Origin of the sequence: Pantoea phytobeneficialis, assembly GCF_009728735.1 — a bacterium.
Lineage (GTDB): Bacteria > Pseudomonadota > Gammaproteobacteria > Enterobacterales > Enterobacteriaceae > Pantoea > Pantoea phytobeneficialis.
Map to the genome: position 1 here is coordinate 4,147,194 of NZ_CP024636.1, position 22,241 is coordinate 4,169,434.

Annotated in this window: 21 protein-coding genes; 8 read left to right on the forward strand and 13 right to left on the reverse strand. The window is 56.5% G+C overall.

Annotated features, from left to right (window positions below):
* Position 1: 1 nt before the first annotated feature.
* From CTZ24_RS19315 to mntP, 8 genes are all read right to left on the reverse strand, one after another.
* Positions 2-886 carry an ABC transporter permease subunit gene (locus tag CTZ24_RS19315; RefSeq protein ID WP_208724374.1) on the reverse strand — a complete coding sequence of 295 codons (885 nt, stop codon included), beginning with the start codon at positions 884-886 and terminating at the stop codon, positions 2-4.
* Entirely contained in the window at positions 886-1,815 is a 930-nt protein-coding gene (locus CTZ24_RS19320) for an ABC transporter permease (RefSeq protein ID WP_021184963.1), read from the reverse strand. The genes CTZ24_RS19315 and CTZ24_RS19320 overlap by 1 nt, the downstream gene beginning before the upstream one ends.
* 145 nt (positions 1,816-1,960) lie before the next feature.
* Positions 1,961-3,502, reverse strand: a complete 1,542-nt coding sequence (locus CTZ24_RS19325; protein WP_021184964.1) for a glutathione ABC transporter substrate-binding protein — start codon at positions 3,500-3,502, stop codon at positions 1,961-1,963.
* 20 nt (positions 3,503-3,522) lie between these two features.
* Positions 3,523-5,394 carry an ABC transporter ATP-binding protein gene (locus CTZ24_RS19330; RefSeq protein ID WP_208724375.1) on the reverse strand — a complete coding sequence of 624 codons (1,872 nt, stop codon included), beginning with the start codon at positions 5,392-5,394 and terminating at the stop codon, positions 3,523-3,525.
* A gap of 18 nt (positions 5,395-5,412) precedes the next feature.
* Positions 5,413-6,378, reverse strand: coding sequence for an N-acetyl-D-Glu racemase DgcA (dgcA, locus tag CTZ24_RS19335; RefSeq protein ID WP_208724376.1), 966 nt, complete (start codon positions 6,376-6,378; stop codon positions 5,413-5,415).
* A 1-nt stretch (position 6,379) separates the two neighbouring features.
* A complete protein-coding gene (gene dgcN / locus CTZ24_RS19340) occupies positions 6,380-7,387 on the reverse strand; it encodes an N-acetyltransferase DgcN (RefSeq protein WP_208724377.1) in 1,008 nt (335 codons plus the stop codon).
* 252 nt (positions 7,388-7,639) lie between these two features.
* The gene (locus tag CTZ24_RS26990) at positions 7,640-7,828 is read right to left on the reverse strand and encodes a hypothetical protein (protein ID WP_496198562.1); all 189 of its coding nucleotides are present in this window, start codon (positions 7,826-7,828) and stop codon (positions 7,640-7,642) included.
* 27 nt (positions 7,829-7,855) lie between these two features.
* Positions 7,856-8,428: a manganese efflux pump MntP gene (mntP, locus tag CTZ24_RS19345; RefSeq protein WP_208724378.1), complete on the reverse strand. Its 573-nt coding sequence runs from the start codon at positions 8,426-8,428 to the stop codon at positions 7,856-7,858.
* A 388-nt stretch (positions 8,429-8,816) separates the two neighbouring features.
* Between mntP and CTZ24_RS19350 the strand changes: the two genes are divergently transcribed.
* A complete protein-coding gene (locus CTZ24_RS19350) occupies positions 8,817-9,059 on the forward strand; it encodes a DUF1158 domain-containing protein (protein WP_084877774.1) in 243 nt (80 codons plus the stop codon).
* Here CTZ24_RS19350 and CTZ24_RS19355 read toward each other — a convergent pair.
* Together CTZ24_RS19355 and pdxR are read right to left on the reverse strand one after the other, a co-directional pair.
* On the reverse strand, positions 9,049-9,693 hold the full coding sequence (locus CTZ24_RS19355) for an FMN-dependent NADH-azoreductase (RefSeq protein ID WP_208724379.1): 645 nt from the start codon (positions 9,691-9,693) through the stop codon (positions 9,049-9,051). The genes CTZ24_RS19350 and CTZ24_RS19355 overlap by 11 nt on opposite strands.
* A gap of 81 nt (positions 9,694-9,774) precedes the next feature.
* Entirely contained in the window at positions 9,775-11,217 is a 1,443-nt protein-coding gene (gene pdxR / locus CTZ24_RS19360) for a MocR-like pyridoxine biosynthesis transcription factor PdxR (RefSeq protein ID WP_208724380.1), read from the reverse strand.
* 64 nt (positions 11,218-11,281) lie between these two features.
* Here pdxR and CTZ24_RS19365 point away from each other — a divergent pair, with 64 nt between their 5' ends.
* Entirely contained in the window at positions 11,282-11,737 is a 456-nt protein-coding gene (locus CTZ24_RS19365) for a carboxymuconolactone decarboxylase family protein (RefSeq protein ID WP_021184972.1), read from the forward strand.
* A 509-nt stretch (positions 11,738-12,246) separates the two neighbouring features.
* Positions 12,247-13,860: a malate dehydrogenase (quinone) gene (mqo, locus tag CTZ24_RS19370; protein ID WP_021184973.1), complete on the forward strand. Its 1,614-nt coding sequence runs from the start codon at positions 12,247-12,249 to the stop codon at positions 13,858-13,860.
* 40 nt (positions 13,861-13,900) lie between these two features.
* Here the strand turns inward: mqo and CTZ24_RS19375 are convergent, their stop codons facing one another.
* Positions 13,901-14,488 carry a LysE family translocator gene (locus tag CTZ24_RS19375; RefSeq protein ID WP_208724381.1) on the reverse strand — a complete coding sequence of 196 codons (588 nt, stop codon included), beginning with the start codon at positions 14,486-14,488 and terminating at the stop codon, positions 13,901-13,903.
* A 135-nt stretch (positions 14,489-14,623) separates the two neighbouring features.
* On the opposite strand from CTZ24_RS19375, the gene CTZ24_RS19380 reads away from it, so the two are divergent.
* A complete protein-coding gene (locus CTZ24_RS19380; RefSeq protein ID WP_021184974.1) occupies positions 14,624-16,114 on the forward strand; it encodes an aminotransferase-like domain-containing protein in 1,491 nt (496 codons plus the stop codon).
* Here CTZ24_RS19380 and CTZ24_RS19385 read toward each other — a convergent pair.
* Complete coding sequence (locus CTZ24_RS19385) at positions 16,081-16,704, reverse strand: glutathione S-transferase family protein (RefSeq protein ID WP_021184975.1); 624 nt, start codon at positions 16,702-16,704, stop codon at positions 16,081-16,083. The two genes, CTZ24_RS19380 and CTZ24_RS19385, sit on opposite strands and share 34 nt — an antisense overlap.
* A 113-nt stretch (positions 16,705-16,817) precedes the next feature.
* On the opposite strand from CTZ24_RS19385, the gene CTZ24_RS19390 reads away from it, so the two are divergent.
* Positions 16,818-17,666, forward strand: coding sequence for a PhzF family phenazine biosynthesis protein (locus tag CTZ24_RS19390; RefSeq protein WP_208724382.1), 849 nt, complete (start codon positions 16,818-16,820; stop codon positions 17,664-17,666).
* An 83-nt stretch (positions 17,667-17,749) separates the two neighbouring features.
* Here CTZ24_RS19390 and CTZ24_RS19395 read toward each other — a convergent pair whose 3' ends face one another.
* Entirely contained in the window at positions 17,750-18,508 is a 759-nt protein-coding gene (locus tag CTZ24_RS19395; RefSeq protein ID WP_208724383.1) for an SDR family NAD(P)-dependent oxidoreductase, read from the reverse strand.
* Between the two features lie 115 nt (positions 18,509-18,623).
* On the opposite strand from CTZ24_RS19395, the gene CTZ24_RS19400 reads away from it, so the two are divergent.
* The 3 genes from CTZ24_RS19400 (at position 18,624) to CTZ24_RS19410 (ending at position 22,181) form a co-directional block, all read left to right on the forward strand.
* Complete coding sequence (locus CTZ24_RS19400) at positions 18,624-19,523, forward strand: LysR family transcriptional regulator (protein ID WP_208724384.1); 900 nt, start codon at positions 18,624-18,626, stop codon at positions 19,521-19,523.
* Between the two features lie 39 nt (positions 19,524-19,562).
* Positions 19,563-20,570 carry an inner membrane protein YhjD gene (yhjD, locus tag CTZ24_RS19405; protein WP_021184978.1) on the forward strand — a complete coding sequence of 336 codons (1,008 nt, stop codon included), beginning with the start codon at positions 19,563-19,565 and terminating at the stop codon, positions 20,568-20,570.
* A gap of 276 nt (positions 20,571-20,846) precedes the next feature.
* Entirely contained in the window at positions 20,847-22,181 is a 1,335-nt protein-coding gene (locus tag CTZ24_RS19410) for an MFS transporter (RefSeq protein WP_021184979.1), read from the forward strand.
* The last annotated feature ends 60 nt before the right edge of the window (positions 22,182-22,241 follow it).

The following is a 22,241-nucleotide window of genomic DNA, read 5'->3' on the forward strand; positions in this document are numbered from 1 at the left end:
TTTAACTCTTCAGTTTGGGATCAAGCGTATCGCGCAGGGCATCGCCCAGCAGGTTAAACGCCAGCACCGTGATAAAAATCGCCAGTCCAGGGAAGACGCTAACGTGCCACATGCCCGCCATCATCATGTTGCGGCTCATCGCGAGGATGTTGCCCCACTCCGGGACGTCCGGCTCCGGGCCAAGACCAATAAAACTCAGTCCGGCTGCGGTGAGAATACTGGTGCCGATGCGCATGGTGAAGTAGACAATCACGTTCGACAGCGTACCCGGCAGGATATGGCGCAGCAGGATCACCCGGTCCGGCGCACCGGCGCAGCGTACCGCTTCCACATAGGCGGCCTGCTTCAGCGATAAGGTCGACGCACGTACGATGCGGGCAAACACCGGTACGCTGAATACCGCCACCGCGATAATCACGTTATTCAGACCTGGCCCGAGAATGGCCACCACCGCAATCGCCAGCAGCATACCGGGGAAGGCGAACAGCACATCAGAACCACGCATGATCAGCATGTCGATCCAGCGACCATAGTAGCCCGCCAGCAAGCCAAGCATCACGCCCACCACCATGCCAAGCGTGACTGACACAACGCCAACATATAACGAGATACGTGCGCCAAAGATAATGCGACTGAACAGGTCACGACCGAGATCGTCGGTGCCCATCCAGTGCGCGGCAGACGGCGGTGACGACAGCGCCATCCAGTCTGGTGCCATCGGGTCCCACGGGGCCAGCCACGGGGCGAAAATCGCCACCAGTACCAGCAGCAACACAAAACCGCCCGATACCAGCGCCAGTGGATTGTGCACAAAGGCGTGGAGAAAATCGCGCCACGGCGAACGGATCGCCTCCTGCGTGTTGGCAGGCAGAGATTGCAGACTCATCACGGCTCCTGTCGCAGGCGAATTGCCGGGTTAACCACTGCGTACAGCAGATCCACCAGCAGGTTAATCACAATAAATTCAAAGACAAACAGCATAACCAGCGCCTGAATTACCGGCTGATCCTGCGCTTTGATCGATTCGATCAGCAGCCAGCCTAATCCCGGCCAGTTGAACACGCTTTCCACTACGATCGATCCACCCAGCAGAAAACCAAACTGCAAACCAAGCATGGTGATCACCGGGATCAGCGCATTGCGCATCACATGTTTCCAGGTGACCAGCCGATTACGTAACCCCTTCGCTTTGGCAGTACGCACGTAATCCTCCTGTGCCACTTCCAGGAACGCAGATCGGGTAAAGCGCGCCATCACCGCCGCCACCGAGGAGCCAAGGGTAATGGCGGGCAGGATGATATCGGTGGGCTTGTTGAAACCGCTGACCGAGAACAAACCAAACGGCATGGCAACAAACTGAATCAGCAGCAGGCCCAGCCAGAAAGTCGGCATTGAGATACCGCCCACCGCGACGCTCATCAGCGTCCAGTCCTGCCATTTACCGCGTTTCAGTGCCGCCAGCACACCCAGAAACAGACCAAGAATCACCGACCAGGCAAAGCCCGCCAGCGCCAGCCACATGGTCGGCATAAAGCCTTTTTTGATCACTTCCAGCACCGGTTGTTGCGTGCGATAGGTGACGCCGAGATCGCCGCGAAACAGGCCGCCCAGCCAGTGCAGATATTGCTGCGGCAGCGGGTCATTCAGACCAAGATGCTGACGCGCGGCTTCCACCGCCGCCAGCGGTGCATCCGGCCCGGCGTAGATACGTGCCGGATCGCCCGGTAGCAGTTTGATGAAGCCGAATACCAGCAGCGAGACCACCAGCAGTACCGGGATCATCTCCAGCAGACGACGAATGATGTATGCGAACATGCGTTTCCTTTTTGTGATGGTGCGAGCGGTGGGGCCCTCACCCTAACCCTCTCCCGCCAGAGGGAGAGGGGACTGATCGAGCACCATCACTACCTCCCTCTCCCGTCTTGCGGGAGAGGGCCGGGGTGAGGGTCACAGCGATGTCTTACTTAAATGCCGCCTGGGTATACAGGAAGTTGCCATCTGGCAGCATCGACACGCCGCTCAGGTTGCTGCGTTTACCCACCAGGTTGTCTGGCGTACCGAGGAAGGCGACCGGGGCATCTTTCCACAGCAGCTTCTGCGCTTCGGCATACGCCACACCACGTTTCGCCGGGTCAGCGGTGGCCAGGCCACCGGCAATCGCTTTATCCACTGCCGGGTTGCTGTAGTACGACACGTTGTATGAGGTCGGCACCCAGGATTCGGTGGCGTACAGCGGGCGCAGTGCCCAATCCGCATCACCGGTAGAGGTGGACCAGCCGCCGTAGTAGAGGTCAAATTCCGCCTGCTTCGGATCCTTCACGCCCCACAGTTTGGCGTTGCGCGTCCCGGAATCCATTGGCGTCACGGTGACGCGAATGCCTGCGGTCGCGAGCTGCGCTTTCAGGAACTGCGCCGCACGCACGCTGGCAGTGGCGTTGGTGGTCCACAGCTTCAGATCCAGACCGTTCGGATAACCCGCCGCTTTCAGCAGCGCTTTGGCTTCATCCGGTGCGTAACGGTAGTTCGGGTCGCTCTGCTTCTGCCAGAACTGCACCCCTTCCGGGATGGCGGAGCTGGCTGGCTTGCCCATACCGGCAAACGCCACTTTCAGCCACAGATTGCGATCGATGGCGTAGTTGATCGCCTGACGCACGCGCAGATCCGCCAGCGGTTTGTGCTGGGTGTTGATCGCCATGTAGTACAGGTAAATGCTCGGATCGCGCTGGATCGCCAGCTTGCTGTCGTTCTGCACGGTGCTGATCAGATCGGACGGCAACGGCCAGATCGCATCCACCTGACCGGACTTGAGTGCGGCCACGCGCGTGGCATCTTCCGGGCTGGGTGAGAAGGTGACGTTATCGACTTTCGGCCAACCTTTCTGCCAGTAGCCATCGTATTTGGTCAGGTTGACCGCTTTCCCCGGCTGCCAGTCAACAAACTTAAACGGACCGGTACCCACCGGATGCAGACGCAGCTGCGCTTCGTCCGGGTACTGCTTGAGGATTGCCGGGCTCCACATCACCGCCGACGGATGCGCCAGGGTGTTGATAAAAGCACCAAACGACTGGTTCAGCTCAACTTTGACCTGATCCGGGGCCAGTACCGTGACTTTCGCGATCATCTTGTACAGGCTGTTGCGCTTCAGGCCTTTGGTCTGATCGGCGAGGCGTTCAAGGTTGGCTTTCACCGCTTCCGCATCGAACGGCGTGCCGTCCTGGAAGGTCACGCCTTTGCGCAGCGTCAGGGTGAATTCGGTGGCACTGTCGTTGCTGGTGTAGCCGGTCGCCAGCCAGGGTTGCAGCTTCATCTGGGCATCAAACTGGAACAGCCGTTCAAAGATACCGCTCTGCACCGAATAGCTGACGTTGTCCGAGGTATCGTGCGGATCAAGGCCAGTGATATCGGCATACATTGAGATGTGCAGATCCTGCGCCTGTGCGGCAGCCGCCAGGGAGAGGGTAAGTCCGAGAGCGAGCGAGGTGCGACGGAAAAACGGGTTCATAAAATCTCCTGGTATTGGGGTTAGCGCGAAACAATGCCGTCAGCGACCCAGTGCTGCGGAGCAACCTGGCGATAACGGGGTTTAATGACCGTTTCTCCCACCTTGCGTAGCGGCGAGGGGATCTCGCTGTCTTCGAAAGTTCGTTGTGGACGGTTCTGTGGATCTGCCACCGGCACCGAAGCCAGCAGCCGTTGGGTATAGGGATGTTGCGGGTTATTGAACACCGACTGGCGTGGCCCCAGCTCCACAATCTGGCCGAGGTACATCACCGCCACGCGGTTGGCGATACGCTCCACCACCGCCATGTCATGCGAGATAAAAATCCACGACACACCGGTTTGTTGTTGCAGATCCATCATCAGGTTCACCACCTGTGCCTGAATCGACACATCCAGCGCAGAGACCGCCTCGTCAGCGATAATTACTTTTGGTTTCAGCGCCATTGCACGGGCAATCGCAATGCGCTGACGCTGGCCGCCGGAAAACTCATGCGGATAACGGCGCGCATGTTCCGGCAGCAGGCCAACACTTTTCAGCAACGCTTCCACCTGCGGCGTCGCCTCCTCCAGTGACTTCACCACGCCATGCAGCAGCAGCGGCTCGGCAATGGTGAACCCCACGGTTAAGCGCGGATTGAGTGAGGCATAGGGGTCCTGAAATACCATCTGGATTTCACGCCTGAGCGGCTGAAACTGTGCCTCTTTCAGGTTGGCAATTTCGTTACCCTGGAAATGGATACTGTCGGCATCGCTGTTGATTAAACGCATCAACGCGCGACCGGTGGTGGATTTGCCACAGCCGCTCTCGCCAACAATCGCCAGGGTTTCTCCCGGCCACAGCGTGAAATCGATCTGCTCCACCGCATGTACCTGGTGAGTCAGCGCCGAGAAGATGCCGCTGCGAATCGGGTAATACACTTTCAGGCCACGGACATCGAGCAGCGGTTTGTCGTCATAACGCGCGGTGCGCTGTTCGGCATTATCGGCTGGCACGGCACCGAGCAGCGGAAAGCGTTGCGGCCAGGCGTGTTCACGCATGTCACCGAGTTTCGGTACCGCCGCCAACAAGGCTTTGGTGTAAGGATGCTGCGGCGCATTGAAAATCTCCGCCACCGTGCCCTGTTCCACCACATCGCCGCGATACATCACCACCACACGGTCGGCGACTTCCGCCACCACGCCCATATCGTGGGTAATAAACAGCACCGCCATCTGTTTGGCGCGTTGCAGATCGCGCAGGATATGCAGAATGCGCGCCTGCACCGTAACGTCGAGCGCGGTCGTCGGCTCATCGGCGATCAACAATTGCGGGTCGCAGGCCAGCGCCTGCGCAATCATCACTCGCTGCCGCATCCCACCCGATAACGAGTGCGGGTAGCTTTTCATCACGCGATCGACATCGGCAATACGCACCTGGCGCAGCAGTTCGCGCGCACGCGCTTCGGCCTCGGCTTTGCCACAAATTTGCTGGTCGCGTAGCGCTTCCGTCAGCTGATCGCCGACGCGCAACACCGGGTTCAGTGAGGTCATCGGCTCCTGAAAAATCATCGACATTTCGCGGCCACGCAAAGTGCGGCGCTGGGTTTCGTTGAGTTTTTCCAGCTGATGCAGTTGACCGCGACGATCGCGGAACTGGATGCTGCCGCGATCGATACGGCCTGACGCCGCCAGCAACCCCATCACCGCCAGCGAGGTGACCGATTTACCCGATCCACTCTCGCCAACCACGGCGACGATTTCGCCCTGATGTATTTCGAAATTGATGCCTTTCAGCGCCTGGCTAACGCCGCTTCGGCCGCGAAAGCTGACGCTGAGGTCCTGAATAGCGAGTACCGGCGCAGTCGCGGAACCGGCAACGCTGGCGGCGTTGTGCATAAGTGAAGTGTCCGTCATCGTTGCTCCGCGTGCGGGTTATAGCCAGATTCGGCCCTGGGAATAGGAGAGGAATGGCGAGCTGTCTGCCGCCAGCCAAATCGGGCCATCCAGATCGACATGTTCTGCCGCAATCGCCACTGGCAGCGCCGCTTCCATCGCCAGCGATGAACCCAGCATGCAGCCGACCATCAGGCGCATATCCAGCTTTTGTGCTTCGGCCACCATCGCCAGCGCTTCGGTTAACCCGCCGCATTTATCCAGCTTGATGTTGATCATTTCGTAGCGATTGCGCAGTTGCGCGATGTCTTCCCGCGTGTGGCAACTCTCGTCAGCACACACCGGAATCGGATGGGTGAAACGCTGTAAATCCTGATCCTGACCGGCCGGTAGCGGTTGCTCGACCATCGCGATGTTGTACGGCAGCAGCGCGTTAAGCAGGCTGTGCAGATCCACACCAGACCAGGCTTCGTTGGCATCAATAATCAGCGTGGCGTACGGGGCCGCAGCGCGGATCGCCGCCACTTTTTCCAGAATGTCGTCACGATTAAGTTTGATTTTCAGCAGGATCGCGCCACGCGATACCGCATCGGCTGCCGCTTCCGCCATATTGGCAACGCTGTCCAGGCTGAGAGTTTCGGCGGTGATCACCGAAATTGGCTGCTCCTGCTGCGTCAGCTGCCAGATTGACTGTTTCGCCAGCGCAGCGCCGAGCCGCCACAGCGCGCAGTCCAGCGCGTTACGCGCTGAACCGGCATGCAGACGGGTTTGCAGATCGACACGGCTGAGGCCCGCTTCGATGTCAGCGCGCATCGCTTCCAGCTCGGCGTTGACGCTTTCTGGCGTTTCGTCGTAACGCGGCGTAGGTGTACATTCGCCGCGACCAATAAAGCCATTCTGCTCCAGGGTGACGCGAATCACCGTCACTGCGGTGCGCGTGCCACGCGAGATGGCAAACGGGCGCGCCAGCGGCAGCTCCAGCACTTCAATCTGCATGCGCCGCATCTTAGCCACGCTCCTTCAGCAGCGCCGCGATGTCACTGATACCAAAGCGCACCGGGTCGGTGGCAGGTACGCCAAACTCGGCACTGACCTCGGCGCAGTAGGCGCGCGCTTCTTCTTCGCTGTAGCTCGAGGTGTTGATAGCGAAACCGGCCAGTTGCACCGAGTCACTGGTGACGGTGGCGGCGCGCAGGTTAGCTTCCACGCAATCTTTCAGGCTGACCATCGGTTGATGCGGCAGATGGCGCATATGTGGGCGGCCCATCTCATGACACATCACCAGCCACTGCGGCTGCGCACCGTGGATCAGACCCATCGAAACACCGGCGTAGGACGGATGGAACAAGGAACCCTGGCCTTCAACGATGTCCCAGTGATCGGCCTCGTTAGCCGGTGACAACGCTTCAACCGCACCCGCGATAAAGTCAGCAATCACCGCATCGATCGCGATACCGGCACCCGCAACCAGGATACCGGTCTGACCGGTGGCGCGGAAATCTGCTTTCAGGCCGATATCACGCATTGCGGCTTCCAGCGCCAGCGAGGTGTACATCTTGCCTACTGAGCAGTCGGTGCCGACTGTAAGTACACGCTTACCGGTACGTTTTTTGCCGCTGCCAACGTCCAGCTTCGGACGCATATGGCGGATATCAAACAGTTCAACGCCGAATTCCTGTGCCAGCGCCACCAGCTCAGGCTCATCCACCAAACGATGGTGCAGGCCGCTGGCAACATTCATACCGGCTTTGATGGCGTTGCGCACGGTATCCAGCCAGTGCTGCGGCAGGTAACCACCGGCGTTGGCGGTGCCGAGCACCAGGGTTTTCGCGCCACGCGCTTTGGCGGTGGCGATGTCGATCTCTTCCAGACCAAGGCTCACGGTGCAGCCAGGCAGTTTGATTTCGCCAACGCACTGCTCAGGACGCCAGACGTGGATGCCGCGCGCGGTTTTAGCCGCCAGTGGATCGGTTACGTCGCCAAGGAAAAGCAAATAAGGTTGCGGGATCAGCATGATGTTTCTCGTATCAGACAGGTGAAAAGGACCTGAGCTGACTATTCCATGCTGCTGGCGAGGGTGACGAATGCTTGTTTAGTGGCGGGGTATAACCTCAGGCTATAGCCAGATCTAAATCTGATGACTGAAGGGGTAAAACGACGTTTTCAGGGAGAAATTGGGGAGAGAATGCGCGGGAGAGATAAGAAAATCATTGATAATCACCGGTCGATCCCTGACCGCGATTATCGAGGGTTGCGTGCGGAGCGCTTAGTTTAAAGCACCCGGCGGTACGTGTTTGTAAGTTTCAACATAAGCACGAAACACGTATTTGAAGAACCGTTTCATAAAGCACCTGATTAAAAATAAGTTGAGAAATACTAAAAAAAGTATATCCCCAGCCTGTTTTTTAAGCAAGAAACTTTGAACCAGATCACAAAATTGCAGGTTTTTTCGCATCTGCACAATCTGCCGATACGAAAGACCTTAACTGAACCAACCCAGATGTTCCACCAGAATGGTGGAACCGATACAAATCAGGACAACGCCTCCCAGCACTTCCGCCCATTTGCCCAATACCGGGCCAATAAAGCGTCCCACCATCACGCCGGTGGTCGCCATGACGGTGGTGGCTGCGCCGATGGTGATAGCGGTCATCACGATGTTCACCTGCAAAAACGCCAGGCCAACACCCACTGCCAGGGCATCCAGACTGGTGGCTACCGCGGTTAACGCCAGCACCATAAAACCGTGACGCTGCGGCGGATCACAGGGTTCACCGGCGGTCTGACTTAAGCCCGCCATCATCATACGGCCACCGAGCAGGGTCAGCAGGCCAAAGGCCAGCCAGTGATCCCATGCCATTACATAACGACTGGCCGCCAGGCCAATTGCCCAACCAATCAGCGGGGTGAGCATTTCAATCACACCGAAAATCAGACCGGTGCGCAGTGCCTCTTTAAAATCTGGACGATGCAGGGACGCGCCTTTGCCAAGTGCTGCGGCGAAAGCGTCCATTGACATACCTAAGGCCAGAATCAGGGTTGCGATAAATGTCATGATTTTTCAGTCGACGCGGAGCAAAAGGCGTATAAGCCTGGAGTTTGTCCGCATCTATTGTTCAGTAATGAAAAAGTGCGCGCAGTCTAGCACGCAAACTCACTAAAAAAAAGACAGTAAAATCAGGGCTTTAAGTATAGCAAAGGCTATAACTCTTAACTCTCGCTATTTCTGCTGCTAAGTCGATGGAATAGAAGAAAATTATTCAGCCTGTCGTCCCAGGGATTGCGCCGTGTGGGGCTTTGTGCGCTAATGCCCGCTCGATTTGATGCTATTGCACGAATTCGGGTAGCGGCGCGATTTATCGCGCTATTTTCACGGTTATTTAAAACCCGCGCGATAAATCGCGCCGCTACGCTATATGCGCGACTTGTTGTGGAATTTTGCGATGAAAAACCCGTTAGAAACCCTGATTATCCCTGGCGGCATTTTACTGCTGGGCTTTCTCTCCGCGCTGCTGCTGCCTGCGCCAGCCTTTAGCCTGGCGATGGCAAAGAGCCTGCAAACCCGCTTTCATTTGCAGGATCTGAATCAGCTTTACACCATTGTGTTTTGTCTGTGGTTTTTACTGCTGGGCGCGATTGAATTTTTCGTTATTCGCTTCGTCTGGCGACGCTGGTTCAGGCAGTAACCGCAGCATCGGCCCATAGCGTCACCACCGCATCCAGATCGCGATACGCCTGCGCCAGGCCCGCTTCCCGTGCGGCCTGGTCCGCAAATGCCAGCGGTTCTGCGTTGACAAACTGCGGCGCCTGGATGCCGATAAAGCCAAAGGCAGCACGCAGGGCGGGCGTTAAGGCGTCCATGTCAGCATAGGGCGAACCCGGTTGCAGGCTTGCCCCACGCGTGGTCAGAAACAGCGCTTTCTGGCGCGTCAGATTTCCAATCACATTTTGTTGTTCATCAAAGTGATACGTCAGATTGGTGCGAATAATGGCATCAATATAGGCTTTGAAGGCCGATGGCATACTCCAGTTGTACATCGGCATAGCGAACAGCAAGGCATCGGCATCGAGCAGTTGCGCACACAGGCGATCGGAATCTGCCAGCACCGCTTTCATACGTGGCGTGCGTTGGTCCTCCGGTGTGTAAGTCGCCTGGGCAAACTCCCCGCTGACATGGCTCACCGGATGCTGGTCCAGATCGAGATACTCCACCTGCAACGCAGGCAGCTGCGCCTGCAAACGCTCAACAAAATAACGACTTAACGCGCGAGAGTTGGATTTGGCACCTTTTGGGCTGACATCAACATGTAACAGTTTCATCACTCAGATTCCTCATTCGTTGCAATGAGGCGTACCTTAATCCTCCCATTGGACCAGTAAAAGGCACAAGAATGCGGTTTTTTACTGGTCCATGCGTGGTTGATGCGCATCCACCAGCCATTTCAGCCGTTCGGCACAGCGCGCAAACCCTTCGCGCGGTAACTGGGTCACCCCCAGCAGGAAACCATATTGTCGCCCGGTTTCGTGTTGAAACCAGATGGAGAGCGGTGAAGGTGCCAGGCCATAGGCCAGCGCCTCACGGGCAATTTGCTGGTCTGGCGTGCCTGCGGGCAAACGGACAATCACTGCCAGACCGGCGCGTTGAACATCAGTAAAATGCGGGCGTAATGCCGCAACAATCCCCTCCAGCCGCTCATGATAGACCCGCTTCATACGCCGCAAATGGCGCAGGAAATGGCCCTCACGCAGGAATTCCGCTACCGCGTCATGCAGCAGCGCAGAGGAGGCGGGTGCCAGCAGTGCGCTGGTGTCGGCAAAGCGCGCCGCCAGACCGGGCGGCACCACGACAAATCCCAGCCGCAGGCTTGGGCTGAGGGTTTTACTGAAGGTGCCGACGTGGATCACTCGCCCGTCGTTATCCATCGCCGCCAGCGCCGGGGCGGCACGGCTGCCGAGTTGCAGTTCGCCGAGATAGTCATCTTCCACGATCCAGCGCTGTTGGGAGCTGGCCCAGGCCAGCAACGCCTGGCGGCGCGCCAGCGAGAGCGTTACCCCAAGCGGTGCCTGCTGTCCGGCCGTGACCAGGGCAAATGCAGCATCAGGCGCGCGCGCAATCCCCTCCTCCACCTGCAATCCCTCGACATCGACTGGAATGCCAACTGGCGTGACATGCATGTGCTGCAATGCCGCGCGTGCCAGCATAAAACCGGGTTCTTCCATCCATGCCTGTTGACCGTGTAAACCGAGCGCCAGCGCAATCAAACCCAGCGCGCCCGCGTAGCCATTGGTTACCAGGATCTGACTTGCCTGGCAATGAATCCCGCGCGCCACCGCCAGATAGCCCACCAGCGCCTGGCGCAGCGCAAGGCTGCCGCGCGGATCGGGATAACCGCGTGACTGGCTGGCCTGCTGGCGCGCCTGCCGTTGTACTACGCGCGTCCAGACTTTGGCCGGAAAAGCGTCGCTGGCGGGGACGCCCATTTGGAAAGTCAGCGGCGCCGTGTCGAAGTCATACACCATGTCAAGCAGAGCGGACCCTGTCGCAGCCACCGCCGCGCGCGGCGGCTGGCTTAACGCCGCTGCCGCCACAAAGGTGCCTGCCGCCCCTTTTGCCACCAACAATTGGCTATCCACCAACATGTCATAAGCGCGACGCACCGTGCCGCGCGCCACGCCCAGCTGCACTGCCAGATCACGGCATGATGGCAAGCGCGCACCGGCCACCAGTTGCCCTTCGGCAATCGCCATGCTGAGTTGCTGATGCAGCTGTTCACTCAACCCCCGCGTATCGCTGCGATCCAATGTCAGGGCGAATGGGCCACTGCTTTTGTCATTTTTTGGCACTTTTGTTGCTCCATACGGCAGTGAACAATGCAGATGAAAACCTTAACTGATTGAGGAACGAAAGATGAGCCAACGTATCGATTTTTACAGCGCCGCGCCCGGTGCGATGAAAGCCCTGGGTGGCGTTTATAGCTATCTGACACAAACCGACCTGTCGCACAGCCTGCTGGAGCTGGTATTTCTGCGCGTTTCGCAGATTAACGGCTGTGCTTACTGCATCGATATGCACACCCAGGCACTGCACAAAGCCGACATGCCGTGGCACAAAATTGTGTTAACCCAGGTATGGCATGAATCAGGCACGCTGTTTGATGCCCGCGAACAGGCAGCGCTGGCATGGGCCGAGAGCCTGACGCTGATTGCCAGCCAGGGTGCGCCCGAGGCGTTGTTTGCGCAAGTGAAAGCAGTGTTCAGCGATAAGGAGATTGTGGATCTCAACGTGGCAATCGGTTTGATGAATACCTATAACCGGCTGGCGATCAGTCTGAAAAAGTTACCTGATAGTGCACCGCGTGATTGAAATTTCTTCTGACGGGCGCGGTAGCTCGCGCCTGAATAAGTCATCACACAAATGTAACATTATTTTTACACAACCAGGCGAAATATCGCGCAACATAAAAATCGCATAAAAAATCAATTTTCTTTAAATTCAATATTATCATAATGTTAACATTAACCCTTTGGTGTTAACCCCGTAAAAATCCGCACAAAAGCATCACAATGTCGCAACATAGACATTGCCGTAACCGTCTGATTAAGGGATAAAAATCCCTTATGACAAGCGGGTTCCGCCGATTAATTCTTATGCTGAATCATTTCTGCCTTTAAAAAATAAACAAACGTTTAATTCCGATACGAGAATGTTATATTCGAATGACTATGCATAACGTGCAGTTAACCGTTAGCACCCCCACGACTTAACCTGAGTCTTAACCTTTGAGAAACGGCGCGACGCGCTCGAAAGAAGCGTGGCTGTTTCGCCTGCGAACCTGTTGAACTTCAGGTCAACAGAAGAGGAGATGTCGCCTCATGAGCAAAACTGCGGTAAATCTGGCGCTGGCAGTAAGCGCCGCTGGCATGGAAAGCGCAAACCTTCAGGAACGAAAAGACGTTGATGTGCTGTTAATTGGCGCTGGCGTCATGAGCGCTACTTTAGGAACCTGGTTGCAAGACCTGGAGCCGGATTGGTCTATTGAGATGGTCGAACGCCTGGCAACGGTAGCGGAAGAGTCATCCAATGGCTGGAACAATGCCGGTACCGGTCACGCTGCGCTGGCGGAGCTGAACTACACGCCGCAGAAGGCGGATGGCGGCATCGATATTTCTAAAGCGGTGGCGATTAACGAATCGTTCCAGATTTCCCGTCAGTTCTGGGCGTATCACGTTCAGAAAGGCAATCTGCGCAATCCGAAAAGCTTTATCCACAGTACGCCGCACATGAGCTTCGTCTGGGGCGACGACAACGTCGAATTCCTGCGCAAACGTTTCCAGGCGCTGCAAAAAAGCACCCTGTTCCGTGGCATGGAATACTCAGAAGAACGCGATCAAATCACGCAGTGGATTCCGCTGGTGATGAATGGTCGCGACAAAAAACAGAAAGTGGCTGCCACCTGGACCGAAATGGGCACCGACGTGAACTTCGGTGAAGTGACGCGCCAGCTGATCGCCGCCCTGGAGAAGAAAGCCAATTTCCGCCTGCGGATGCGCCAGGAAGTGCGTGATATCAAGCGCCTGAGTGATGGTCGCTGGCAGGTTAGCCTGTTTAATCCCGACAGTGGCGAAAGCCGTGTGCTCAACGCCCGTCAGCTGTTTATCGGCGCAGGCGGCGCGGCACTGCCGCTGCTGCAAAAATCGGGCATCCCGGAGGTGAAAGGCTATGCCGGTTTCCCGGTGGGCGGCTCGTTCCTGGTGACAGAGAACCCGGACGTGGTGCAGCAGCATATGGCGAAGGTGTATGGCAAAGCCTCTGTCGGCGCACCACCGATGTCCGTGCCGCACGTTGATACCCGCGTGCTGGATGGCAAGCAGGTGCTGCTGTTTGGTCCCTTCGCCACCTTCTCCACCAAATTCCTCAAGCAAGGTTCGCTGCTGGATATGTTCGGCGCGATGAATGGCAGCAACCTGATGCCAATGATGCAGGTTGGGCTGAAAAACTTCGATCTGGTGAAATATCTGGTTGATCAGGTGCTGCAAAGCGACAGCGATCGTATGGACGCCCTGCGCGCCTATGTACCGCAGGCGAAGCAGGAAGACTGGCGTCTGGTGACGGCAGGTCAACGCGTGCAGATCATCAAGAATGATGAGAAAGACGGCGGCGTGTTGCGTCTTGGCACCGAAGTGGTCACCTCACAAGATGGCACGATTTCGGCGCTGCTGGGCGCATCACCGGGGGCATCGACTGCCGCACCGATTATGCTGGAGCTGATGGCGAAGGCCTTCCCGGAGCAGATGCGTTCGCCTGAGTGGCAGACCAAAATCCGCACGGTTATTCCATCCTGGGGCCGTAAACTCAACGGTGACGTGGCACTGACCGAGAAAGTATTGGCAGAAACCAGTCGCGTGCTGCAACTCGATTACGCACCGGTGACACCGATGGCCGCGAACGACGAAGGCCGCGAAACCGCGCACGTCGTCGGCAAGTAAATACCTGTAACGGCGCGGTTGATCGCGCCGTTTCGTATTCTTACACCAACTGCAACGCGTCGTACAACATCCACCCGGTCGTCACCACCAGCGACAACGCCATCAGGCTGTTGAAGGCCTGGCGCTTCCACGCAATTTGCAGGTGGTTGCGCAAGCGATCTCCCAGCGCCGCCCAGATCAAAATGCACGGCAGGTTCAGCAGCGCAAATCCCACCACGATCGCCGCCACCCCATTGCTGTTGGCATACATCAACGCCACGTTACTCGCCATTAACCAGGCTTTGGGATTGACCGCCTGAAACAAGGCACCACTCAGGATGGTCATCGGCTGAACGCTGTCTCGTGCCTCGGGCGCTCCCGCACGAAAAATCTTCCACGACAGCCAAAGCAGGTAGCCACATCCCACCAGCGTTAACGGCAGGCGAATCGCGCTCATCCAGTGCAGCAGCACCTCCAGCGCTACCCCCGCCAGTACCACCTGCATCGCACAGCCCAGCATAATGCCGAACACCATCGGCAACGTACGCTTAAAGCCAAAATTCACCCCGGAAGTGGCAAGCAGCAGGTTGTTCGGGCCGGGGGTGATCGACATAACGGTGACATAACTGAAGAAAGAGGGATCGAGCATGATGCAGTTCCTGATTGATCAACATGACTTCATGCTAATCGTCACAACGCAATGGAAACAGAGACACAAAATGACTATTGTTATGGTTACAGTTTGCCAAATTGATAATTGTACCCATCAAATGCGGAGGCTTTTGTGTCCCTTCCTCTTTCATCCGGCCAGACGCTATATCAGCAGCTCGCCGACAGCTTTGCGGAATCTATCCACCAGGGAACACTGAAGCCCGGTAAACGCCTGCCCGCCATACGTCGGGTAGCGCAATCCCATCAGGTGAGTATCAATACGGTACTCAATGCCTGGCAAATTCTGGAAGATCGCGGCCTGATCGAAGCACGTCCTCAGTCCGGGTATTATGTACGCAGCGTGTTACCTGCGCTGACACGTCCGGTACAGAAAATGCGCGCGAAGGTGGATGACCCGAGTACACAAAAGCTGGAGCTGATTGAGCAGGTGTTTGCCGCGCAGAATAACCCGGACTACACCAATATCTCGCTGGCCTGCCCACAAGATGCTGAATTGTATCCGTCAGCCCGTCTGAGCCGGATAACCGCCAGCGTTTTACGCCGTAACCCGCAAATAGTTGGTCGTTACGCGCTTCCGCCGGGTAGTGAGCGCTTACGGGAGGAGATTGCACGCCGCAGTCTGCATACCGGGATAAACCTTACCGCGCAGGACATCACCCTCACTCACGGCTGCATGGAAGCACTACAACTGGCGCTGCGCGCGGTCACCAAACCCGGAGACTGTGTCGGGCTGGAATCCCCCACCTACTTCTTTCTCTTCCCACTGCTGGCTTCACTGGGGCTGAAAGCGCTGGAGATTCCCACCGATCCACAGCAGGGATTATCGCTGGATGCCCTGGAGATGCTGCTCCAGGAACAGCGTATTCAGGCGCTGATCGCCATGCCCGGCGCGCAGAACCCACTCGGCTACGTGATGCCGCTGGCGAATAAGAAACGTCTGGCGAAGTTAGTAAATACTTACCATCTTCCATTGATTGAAGACGGTCTGTACGACGAATTGCAGTTTGACTGGCCGTTGTCACCGCCGGTTAAAGCCTTCGACAACGATGGCTGGGTGATTTACTGCACCAGCTTTACCAAAACCGTCGCACCCGATTTTCGCATCGGCTGGACCGCCGCCGGGCGTTTTCACGAAAAAATTGCGCGGCTGAAGGCGGTGTCGTCGATGTCGGAGTCCCGCCTGCTGAGCGAAGTGCTGGCGGAGTTTCTCGCCAGCGGTGGCTACGATCACCACCTGCGCACCCTGCGTCGCCGCTATGCTGCCAATCTTGATGCAGCGCGTGGCATTATCGCCCGCCATTTCCCGCAGGGAACGCGCGCTACCCTGCCGCGCGGTGGCTTTGTGTTTTGGGTCGAACTGCCGGGAAAAGTGGATACCGTGGAGATGTTTCATCGGTTGTTGCAGGAGCAAATTTGCGTCACGCCGGGTGCGCTGTACTCACTGAGTGAGCGCTACACCCATGCGCTGCGCCTCTCCTGCTGCTATCCGTTCGATGCGCGTTATACCTGGGCACTGGAGCGCACTGGCGCACTGGCCTGCGAATTAAGCGGCCTGCCGCCAGGACAGGATCAAGGCGTGCCGTTACGGCCCCAGGTGGTGTAACCCTCGCGCTCGGTCAGGCGTTCGTAATAGGTGCGTACCGCTGGCAGGTCGGCATGTTCCAGCGGAGTTTCAAACCAGCGGTTCACCGCCAGACCGACCGGGATATCCGCCAGAGTGAAGTTACGACCTGCTACGTAGCGCCCGGTTTTTTCCAACTGCTGGTTGAGAATACCCATAGTGTGATTCCAGCCTTTGCAGGCTGCCGCCAGCAGACGTTCATCCTGGTGGGCGGGTGAATTGCGCACCAGCGACATAAACGCGTAGCGCCATGAGGTGTTAAGTTCAGTGGCTTGCCAGTCAGTCCATTGATCGATCGGCGCACGGGCGCGCGGGTTTTCCGGGTAGAGCCACTCGCCGCCGTAACTGGTGGCAAGATAGCGCAGAATGGCATTGGACTCCCACATGACGAAATCGTCTTCGATAATCACCGGGATCATGGCATTGGGGTTAAGCGCCAAAAATTCGGGAGAGTGCAGGGATTTGTTTTCATCGCCCCAGACTTCGTGCTCGTAAGGAATATCCAGCTCGGCACATAGCCACAAAACTTTGCGCACGTTAATTGATGATGTGCGGCCAAGAATTTTTAACATAGCGAACTCCGGTTGCATAATTGTTAATCTATTCATAGCCCTAATGATTACCTTTAGCAATCAACATCATGTAAATCAGGATTTCAGACCACCTCAACGAGGAAGGAGTGACAATGAAGGTCGCGTTTAAACAAGTGGATGTCTTTACCTCATCAGCCTTTCGCGGCAATCCGCTGGCGGTGATTATGGATGCACAGGGATTGAGCGATGCGCAATTGGCTGCGATTGCGCGCTGGACCAATTTGTCGGAAACCACCTTTGTGCTGCCACCGGAGGATGCAGCAGCGGATTATCGGGTGCGCATCTTTACCCCCGGTGGTGAGCTGCCGTTTGCCGGGCATCCGACGCTTGGCACCGCGCATGCGCTGCTTGAGGCGGGCTGGCCGCTGAAGATGCCGGGCAAAATCGTGCAGGAGTGTGGCGTTGGCCTGGTGGACGTCAGGATCAGCACTGACGGAGCGCTGGCTTTCGCCGCCCCGGCAGCCACCCTGACTCCCTTCAGCGATGCGCTGATCGGCAGCGCCATTAATAGCGACGCCCTGGATGAAAGCCAGTCGCCTACGGTGGTGGATATGGGGATCCGCTGGCTGCTGTTACCGATGACCAGCGCCGCAGCAGTGCGGGAGATTAAGGCCAACGCCAGTGATCTGCTGCGCTTGCAGAAACACGCCAAGGTGAATGGCATCGCCCCATTTGGCCCGCTACCACAAGGTGAAAGCGAACAATATGAATTGCGCGCGCTGTTTATAGAGAACGGCAGCCTGGTGGAAGATCCGGTGACCGGCAGCGCCAATGCCTGCCTGGCGCGCTATTTGGCGTCACAGGGCGATACCCGCGACTACCGCGCCCGTCAGGGCAGCGTGGTTCAGCGTGACGGACGCATTCAGGTCAGTTTCACGCCAGAGGCCATCTGGATTGGCGGCCAGACAGTGACGGTGATCGACGGCACCATCGAACGATAAGGCACCGATGCACATTGCGCGATAAATCGCGCCGCTACGGTATCTGCACATATTTGTAGCGGCGCAATTTATTGCGCGATTGATTACAGTGCTTGCCCGCCGGACGCTTCGATACGCTGGGCGGTGATCCAGCCAGTTTCATCGCTCAGAATTGCGCTGACCGCGTCGCCGATATCATCCGGCAGTCCCACGCGGCCCAGTGCCGTCAGCGAGGCAATGGTGTCATTGATTTCTTTGGTGTCGCGTACGCGGCCACCGCCAAAATCCGTCTCAATCGCCCCTGGTGCCAGGATGTTGACGCGGATACGCCGTTCGCCCAATTCCTTCGCCTGGTAGCGCGTCAACACTTCCATCGCCCCTTTCATGGAGGCATAGGTGCTGGACCCTGGATAAGTGATACGCGTCAGGCCGCTGGAGATATTGAGGATACGACCACCATCAATAATCACCGGCAGCAGCTTCTGGGTAAGGAAGTACGGCCCTTTGAAATGCACGTTGACCAGTGCATCAAACTCGTCCTCGGTGGTTTCGCTGAACAGCTTGTAGTGACCGTGACCGGCGTTGTTCACTAAATAGTCAAAGTTGTCTCGCTGCCACACCTTTTGCAGCGTCTCTTTAACCTGACTGACAAAGCCATCAAACTGACGCGTATCGCCGACATCCAGCAACAGCGCGGCAGCACGCGCACCCAGCGCTTCAATTTCCTTCACCACCGCCTCAGCTTCTTCTGCATGGCTGCGGTAAGTAAAAATAATATCGGTGCCTTTTGCGGCCAGTTTTAGCGCGGCATTCTTGCCTAAACCGCGATTGCCGCCAGTAATCAACGCAATTTTGTGACTCATGATTCGCTCCTGTTGCAAAATTGAACACGTTTCAAGGATATTCTCTGAGGTTTGATCTATAAACTCGTTGTAATGCGCTGCACTGTTTCACTAACAACAACAATCGGTGAACAACATGGATAAAATTCACGCAATGCAGGTTTTTGTGCGGGTGGCAGAAATGGGCAGTTTTACCCGCGCGGCAGAGAGCCTTGGTTTGCCAAAAGGCAGCGTATCGCGCCAGTTACAGGCGCTGGAAAATCAAATGGGTACACGGCTGCTGCATCGCACTACGCGCCGTGTCCATCTCACCCAGGATGGGCTGGTTTATTACGATCGCTGCCTCGATTTGTTGTCGATGCTGGATGATATGGACAGCCTGTTTCAACACGATCCGGCGACGCTGAGCGGCAAATTGCGCGTGGATATGTCGGTAGCGATGGCGACCGGTTTTATCCTGCCGCGGTTGCCGGAGTTTTTGCAGCACTATCCCGGCATTGAGATTGAGCTTAGCAGCAGCGATCGCCAGGTGGATGTGATCCGTGAGGGATTTGACTGCGTGATACGCGTGGGGGAGCTGAAAGATTCCGGCCTGATCGCGCGTAAAATCGGAACCCATGCCTTGATTAACTGCGCCAGCCCCGATTACCTTTCCCGCTTCGGTATGCCGGTGCGCCTGGAAGATTTATCGCAACATGCGATGGTGCACTATACCCAGCAGTTGGGCCAGCCATCGCCTGGCTTTGAATATTTTGATGGCAAGCAGACGCATTTCGTGCAAACCGGCGGCGTGGTAACCGTCAACAGCACCGAAACCTATCGTGCGGCGTGTATTGCCGGGCTGGGGATTATTCAGGTGCCGGCGATTGGCGTGCAGCCATTGCTGGAGTCCGGGCAACTGGTGGAAGTGCTGCATCATTTTCCGGCTAAACCGATGCCGATTTCGCTGCTCTATCCGCATCGACGCAATGTTGCACGCCGGGTGCGGGTGTTTATGGAGTGGTTAAGCCAGGTCTTGCAGGAGTACGTCACTTAGCAGGCTATAATTTTAATTTCGCTGTGAACAGGATGATGAATGTCTATGACGGACGAAAAAAATCAGGAAAAAGCGGCCGGGCAAAAGCCGCTCATTGATCTGAAAACCGGTAATCAGCATGTGGACCGCTCGATTGTGCATGTCTCACGCTTCGCGACCTGGTTTCAGGCCATCCCGGCGGTAGCCCATTTTTTGCGCGCGCTGGAGCGGTTCAATGATCGTCTCGGCAGCCAGTTTGGTGCCGCCATTACCTACTTCTCGTTTCTCTCATTGATACCGATTTTGATGGTCTCCTTTGCGGCGGTCGGTTTTGTGCTGGCGTCGAATCAGGATTTACTCACGGAGTTGATCAACAAAATCGTCAACAGTATCAGCGATCCTAACCTTGCCAATACCCTGAAAAACACCGTCAATACGGCGATTCAACAGCGTGCTACCGTCGGCCTGACCGGCCTGCTGCTGGCGCTGTATTCAGGCATTAACTGGATGGGTAACCTGCGCGAAGCGATTCGCGCGCAATCGCGTGATGTGTGGGAACGGAAACCTGATGATCAGGAAAAATTCTGGAAGCGATACATTCGTGATTTTATCTCACTCACCGGTCTGATGCTGGCGCTGGTCATCACCTTGTCGCTGACCTCGGTGGCCGGGGCGGCACAGGCCGCGATTGTGCAGGCGCTGGGGCTGGATCATATTGAGTGGTTACGCCCGGCGATGACCATCATTACCCTGAGTATCTCTATCTTTGCTAACTATTTACTCTTCCTGTGGATTTTCTGGATTTTGCCGCGCCACAAGCCGCGTAAGAAAGCGCTGTTTCGCGGTACGCTGCTGGCGGCTGTTGGCTTTGAGGTGATTAAGTTTGTCATGACCATTACCTTGCCGAAACTGGCGACCTCCCCCTCCGGTGCGGCATTTGGTTCGGTATTAGGTCTGATGGCATTTTTCTACTTCTTTGCGCGTCTCACGCTGTTCTGCGCCGCCTGGATCGCCACCGCCAGATATAAAGATGATAAAGAGATGCCACAACCCCACCAGCAACATTAGTTACATTTGCCGCAACAGCCAAAAATGTTCCCCATTGGCTGTTTTTGCGGCAAAACCCAGCAGGAATCGCTAAAGGGTCACTTTTATTTGGCCCTTTTGCAGAGATTCCCGCCAAAAAAGCCGCCGTTCCCCTTCCCATCCGCCGCCGATTGCATGAACTCAGAAATTATCCTCTTTTTCGCCGAAAAAGCCTGTTGTGACGCGGTTTTTCGCCATTGAATGACGCAAAACAGGTGCGTAAGATTCTTTGTTTCAATTTACAATTAAGAAACAGTTATGCAAGCCTCCATCACAGAACCACTCGACAAAAAACACGACGATGCGCCAGTCAATTCACGCGGCAAAGTGGTCGTAGCGTCTCTTGTCGGCACCGCGATTGAATTCTTCGATTTCTATATTTACGCCACTGCGGCGGTGATTGTTTTCCCGCATATCTTCTTCCCACAGGGTGATGCCACAGTCGCGACGCTACAGTCGCTGGCGACGTTTGCCATCGCCTTCGTCGCGCGTCCAATTGGTTCAGCGGTGTTTGGTCACTTTGGTGACCGCGTGGGCCGTAAAGCCACCCTGGTGGCTTCCCTGTTGACCATGGGGGTATCGACCGTACTGATCGGCCTGCTGCCTGGTTATCAAACCATTGGTGTGGCTGCACCGCTGCTGCTGGCGCTGGCACGTTTTGGTCAGGGTCTGGGCCTCGGGGGCGAATGGGGAGGTGCTGCGTTGCTGGCAACCGAAAATGCCCCGGCGAAAAAGCGTGCGCTGTACGGATCGTTCCCGCAGCTTGGCGCACCGATTGGCTTCTTCTTCGCTAACGGTACCTTCCTGCTGCTCTCCTGGCTGCTGACTGACGAGCAGTTTATGCAATGGGGCTGGCGTGTACCTTTTATCCTCTCCGCCGTACTGGTGATTATCGGTTTGTATGTTCGCGTATCGCTGCATGAAAGCCCGGTATTCGCAAAAGTGCAGAAAGAGAAGAAGCAGGTACGCGTACCGATTGGCACCCTGCTGAGCAAACATCTTGTGGCGACCATTCTCGGCACCTTTATCATGCTCGCCACCTATACGCTGTTCTACATCATGACCGTCTATTCCATGAGCTACGGCACGGCGCCAGCGCCGGTCGGCCTGGGTTATTCACGTAACAGCTTCCTGTGGATGCTGATGGTGGCGGTGATTGGTTTTGGTGTGATGGTGCCGATTGCTGGCCTGCTGGCTGACCGTTTCGGTCGCCGTAAAACCATGATCACCATTACCCTGATGATTATCGCGTTCGCCTTTATGTTCCCGGCGCTGCTTGGTTCGGGTTCGCAGGTGCTGGTGATGGGCTTCCTGCTGCTCGGCCTGAGCATTATGGGCCTGACGTTTGGCCCGATGGGTGCGTTGCTGCCAGAGCTGTTCCCGACTGAAGTGCGTTATACCGGTGCTTCGTTTTCCTATAACCTGTCGTCGATTCTGGGGGCATCCGTTGCACCTTATATCGCGACCTGGCTGAACGCGAACTACGGTTTGCAGGCGGTGGGTTTTTATCTGGCTTCGATGGCGGCATTGACCTTGATTGCGTTGATTGCCTGCAAAGAGACACGTAATCAGACGCTGTATGAAGCAGTGTGATGCGTTGAAGTGTTAAATGCGAAACCCGGCTCAGGCCGGGTTTTTTATTGGGTGGGGTTA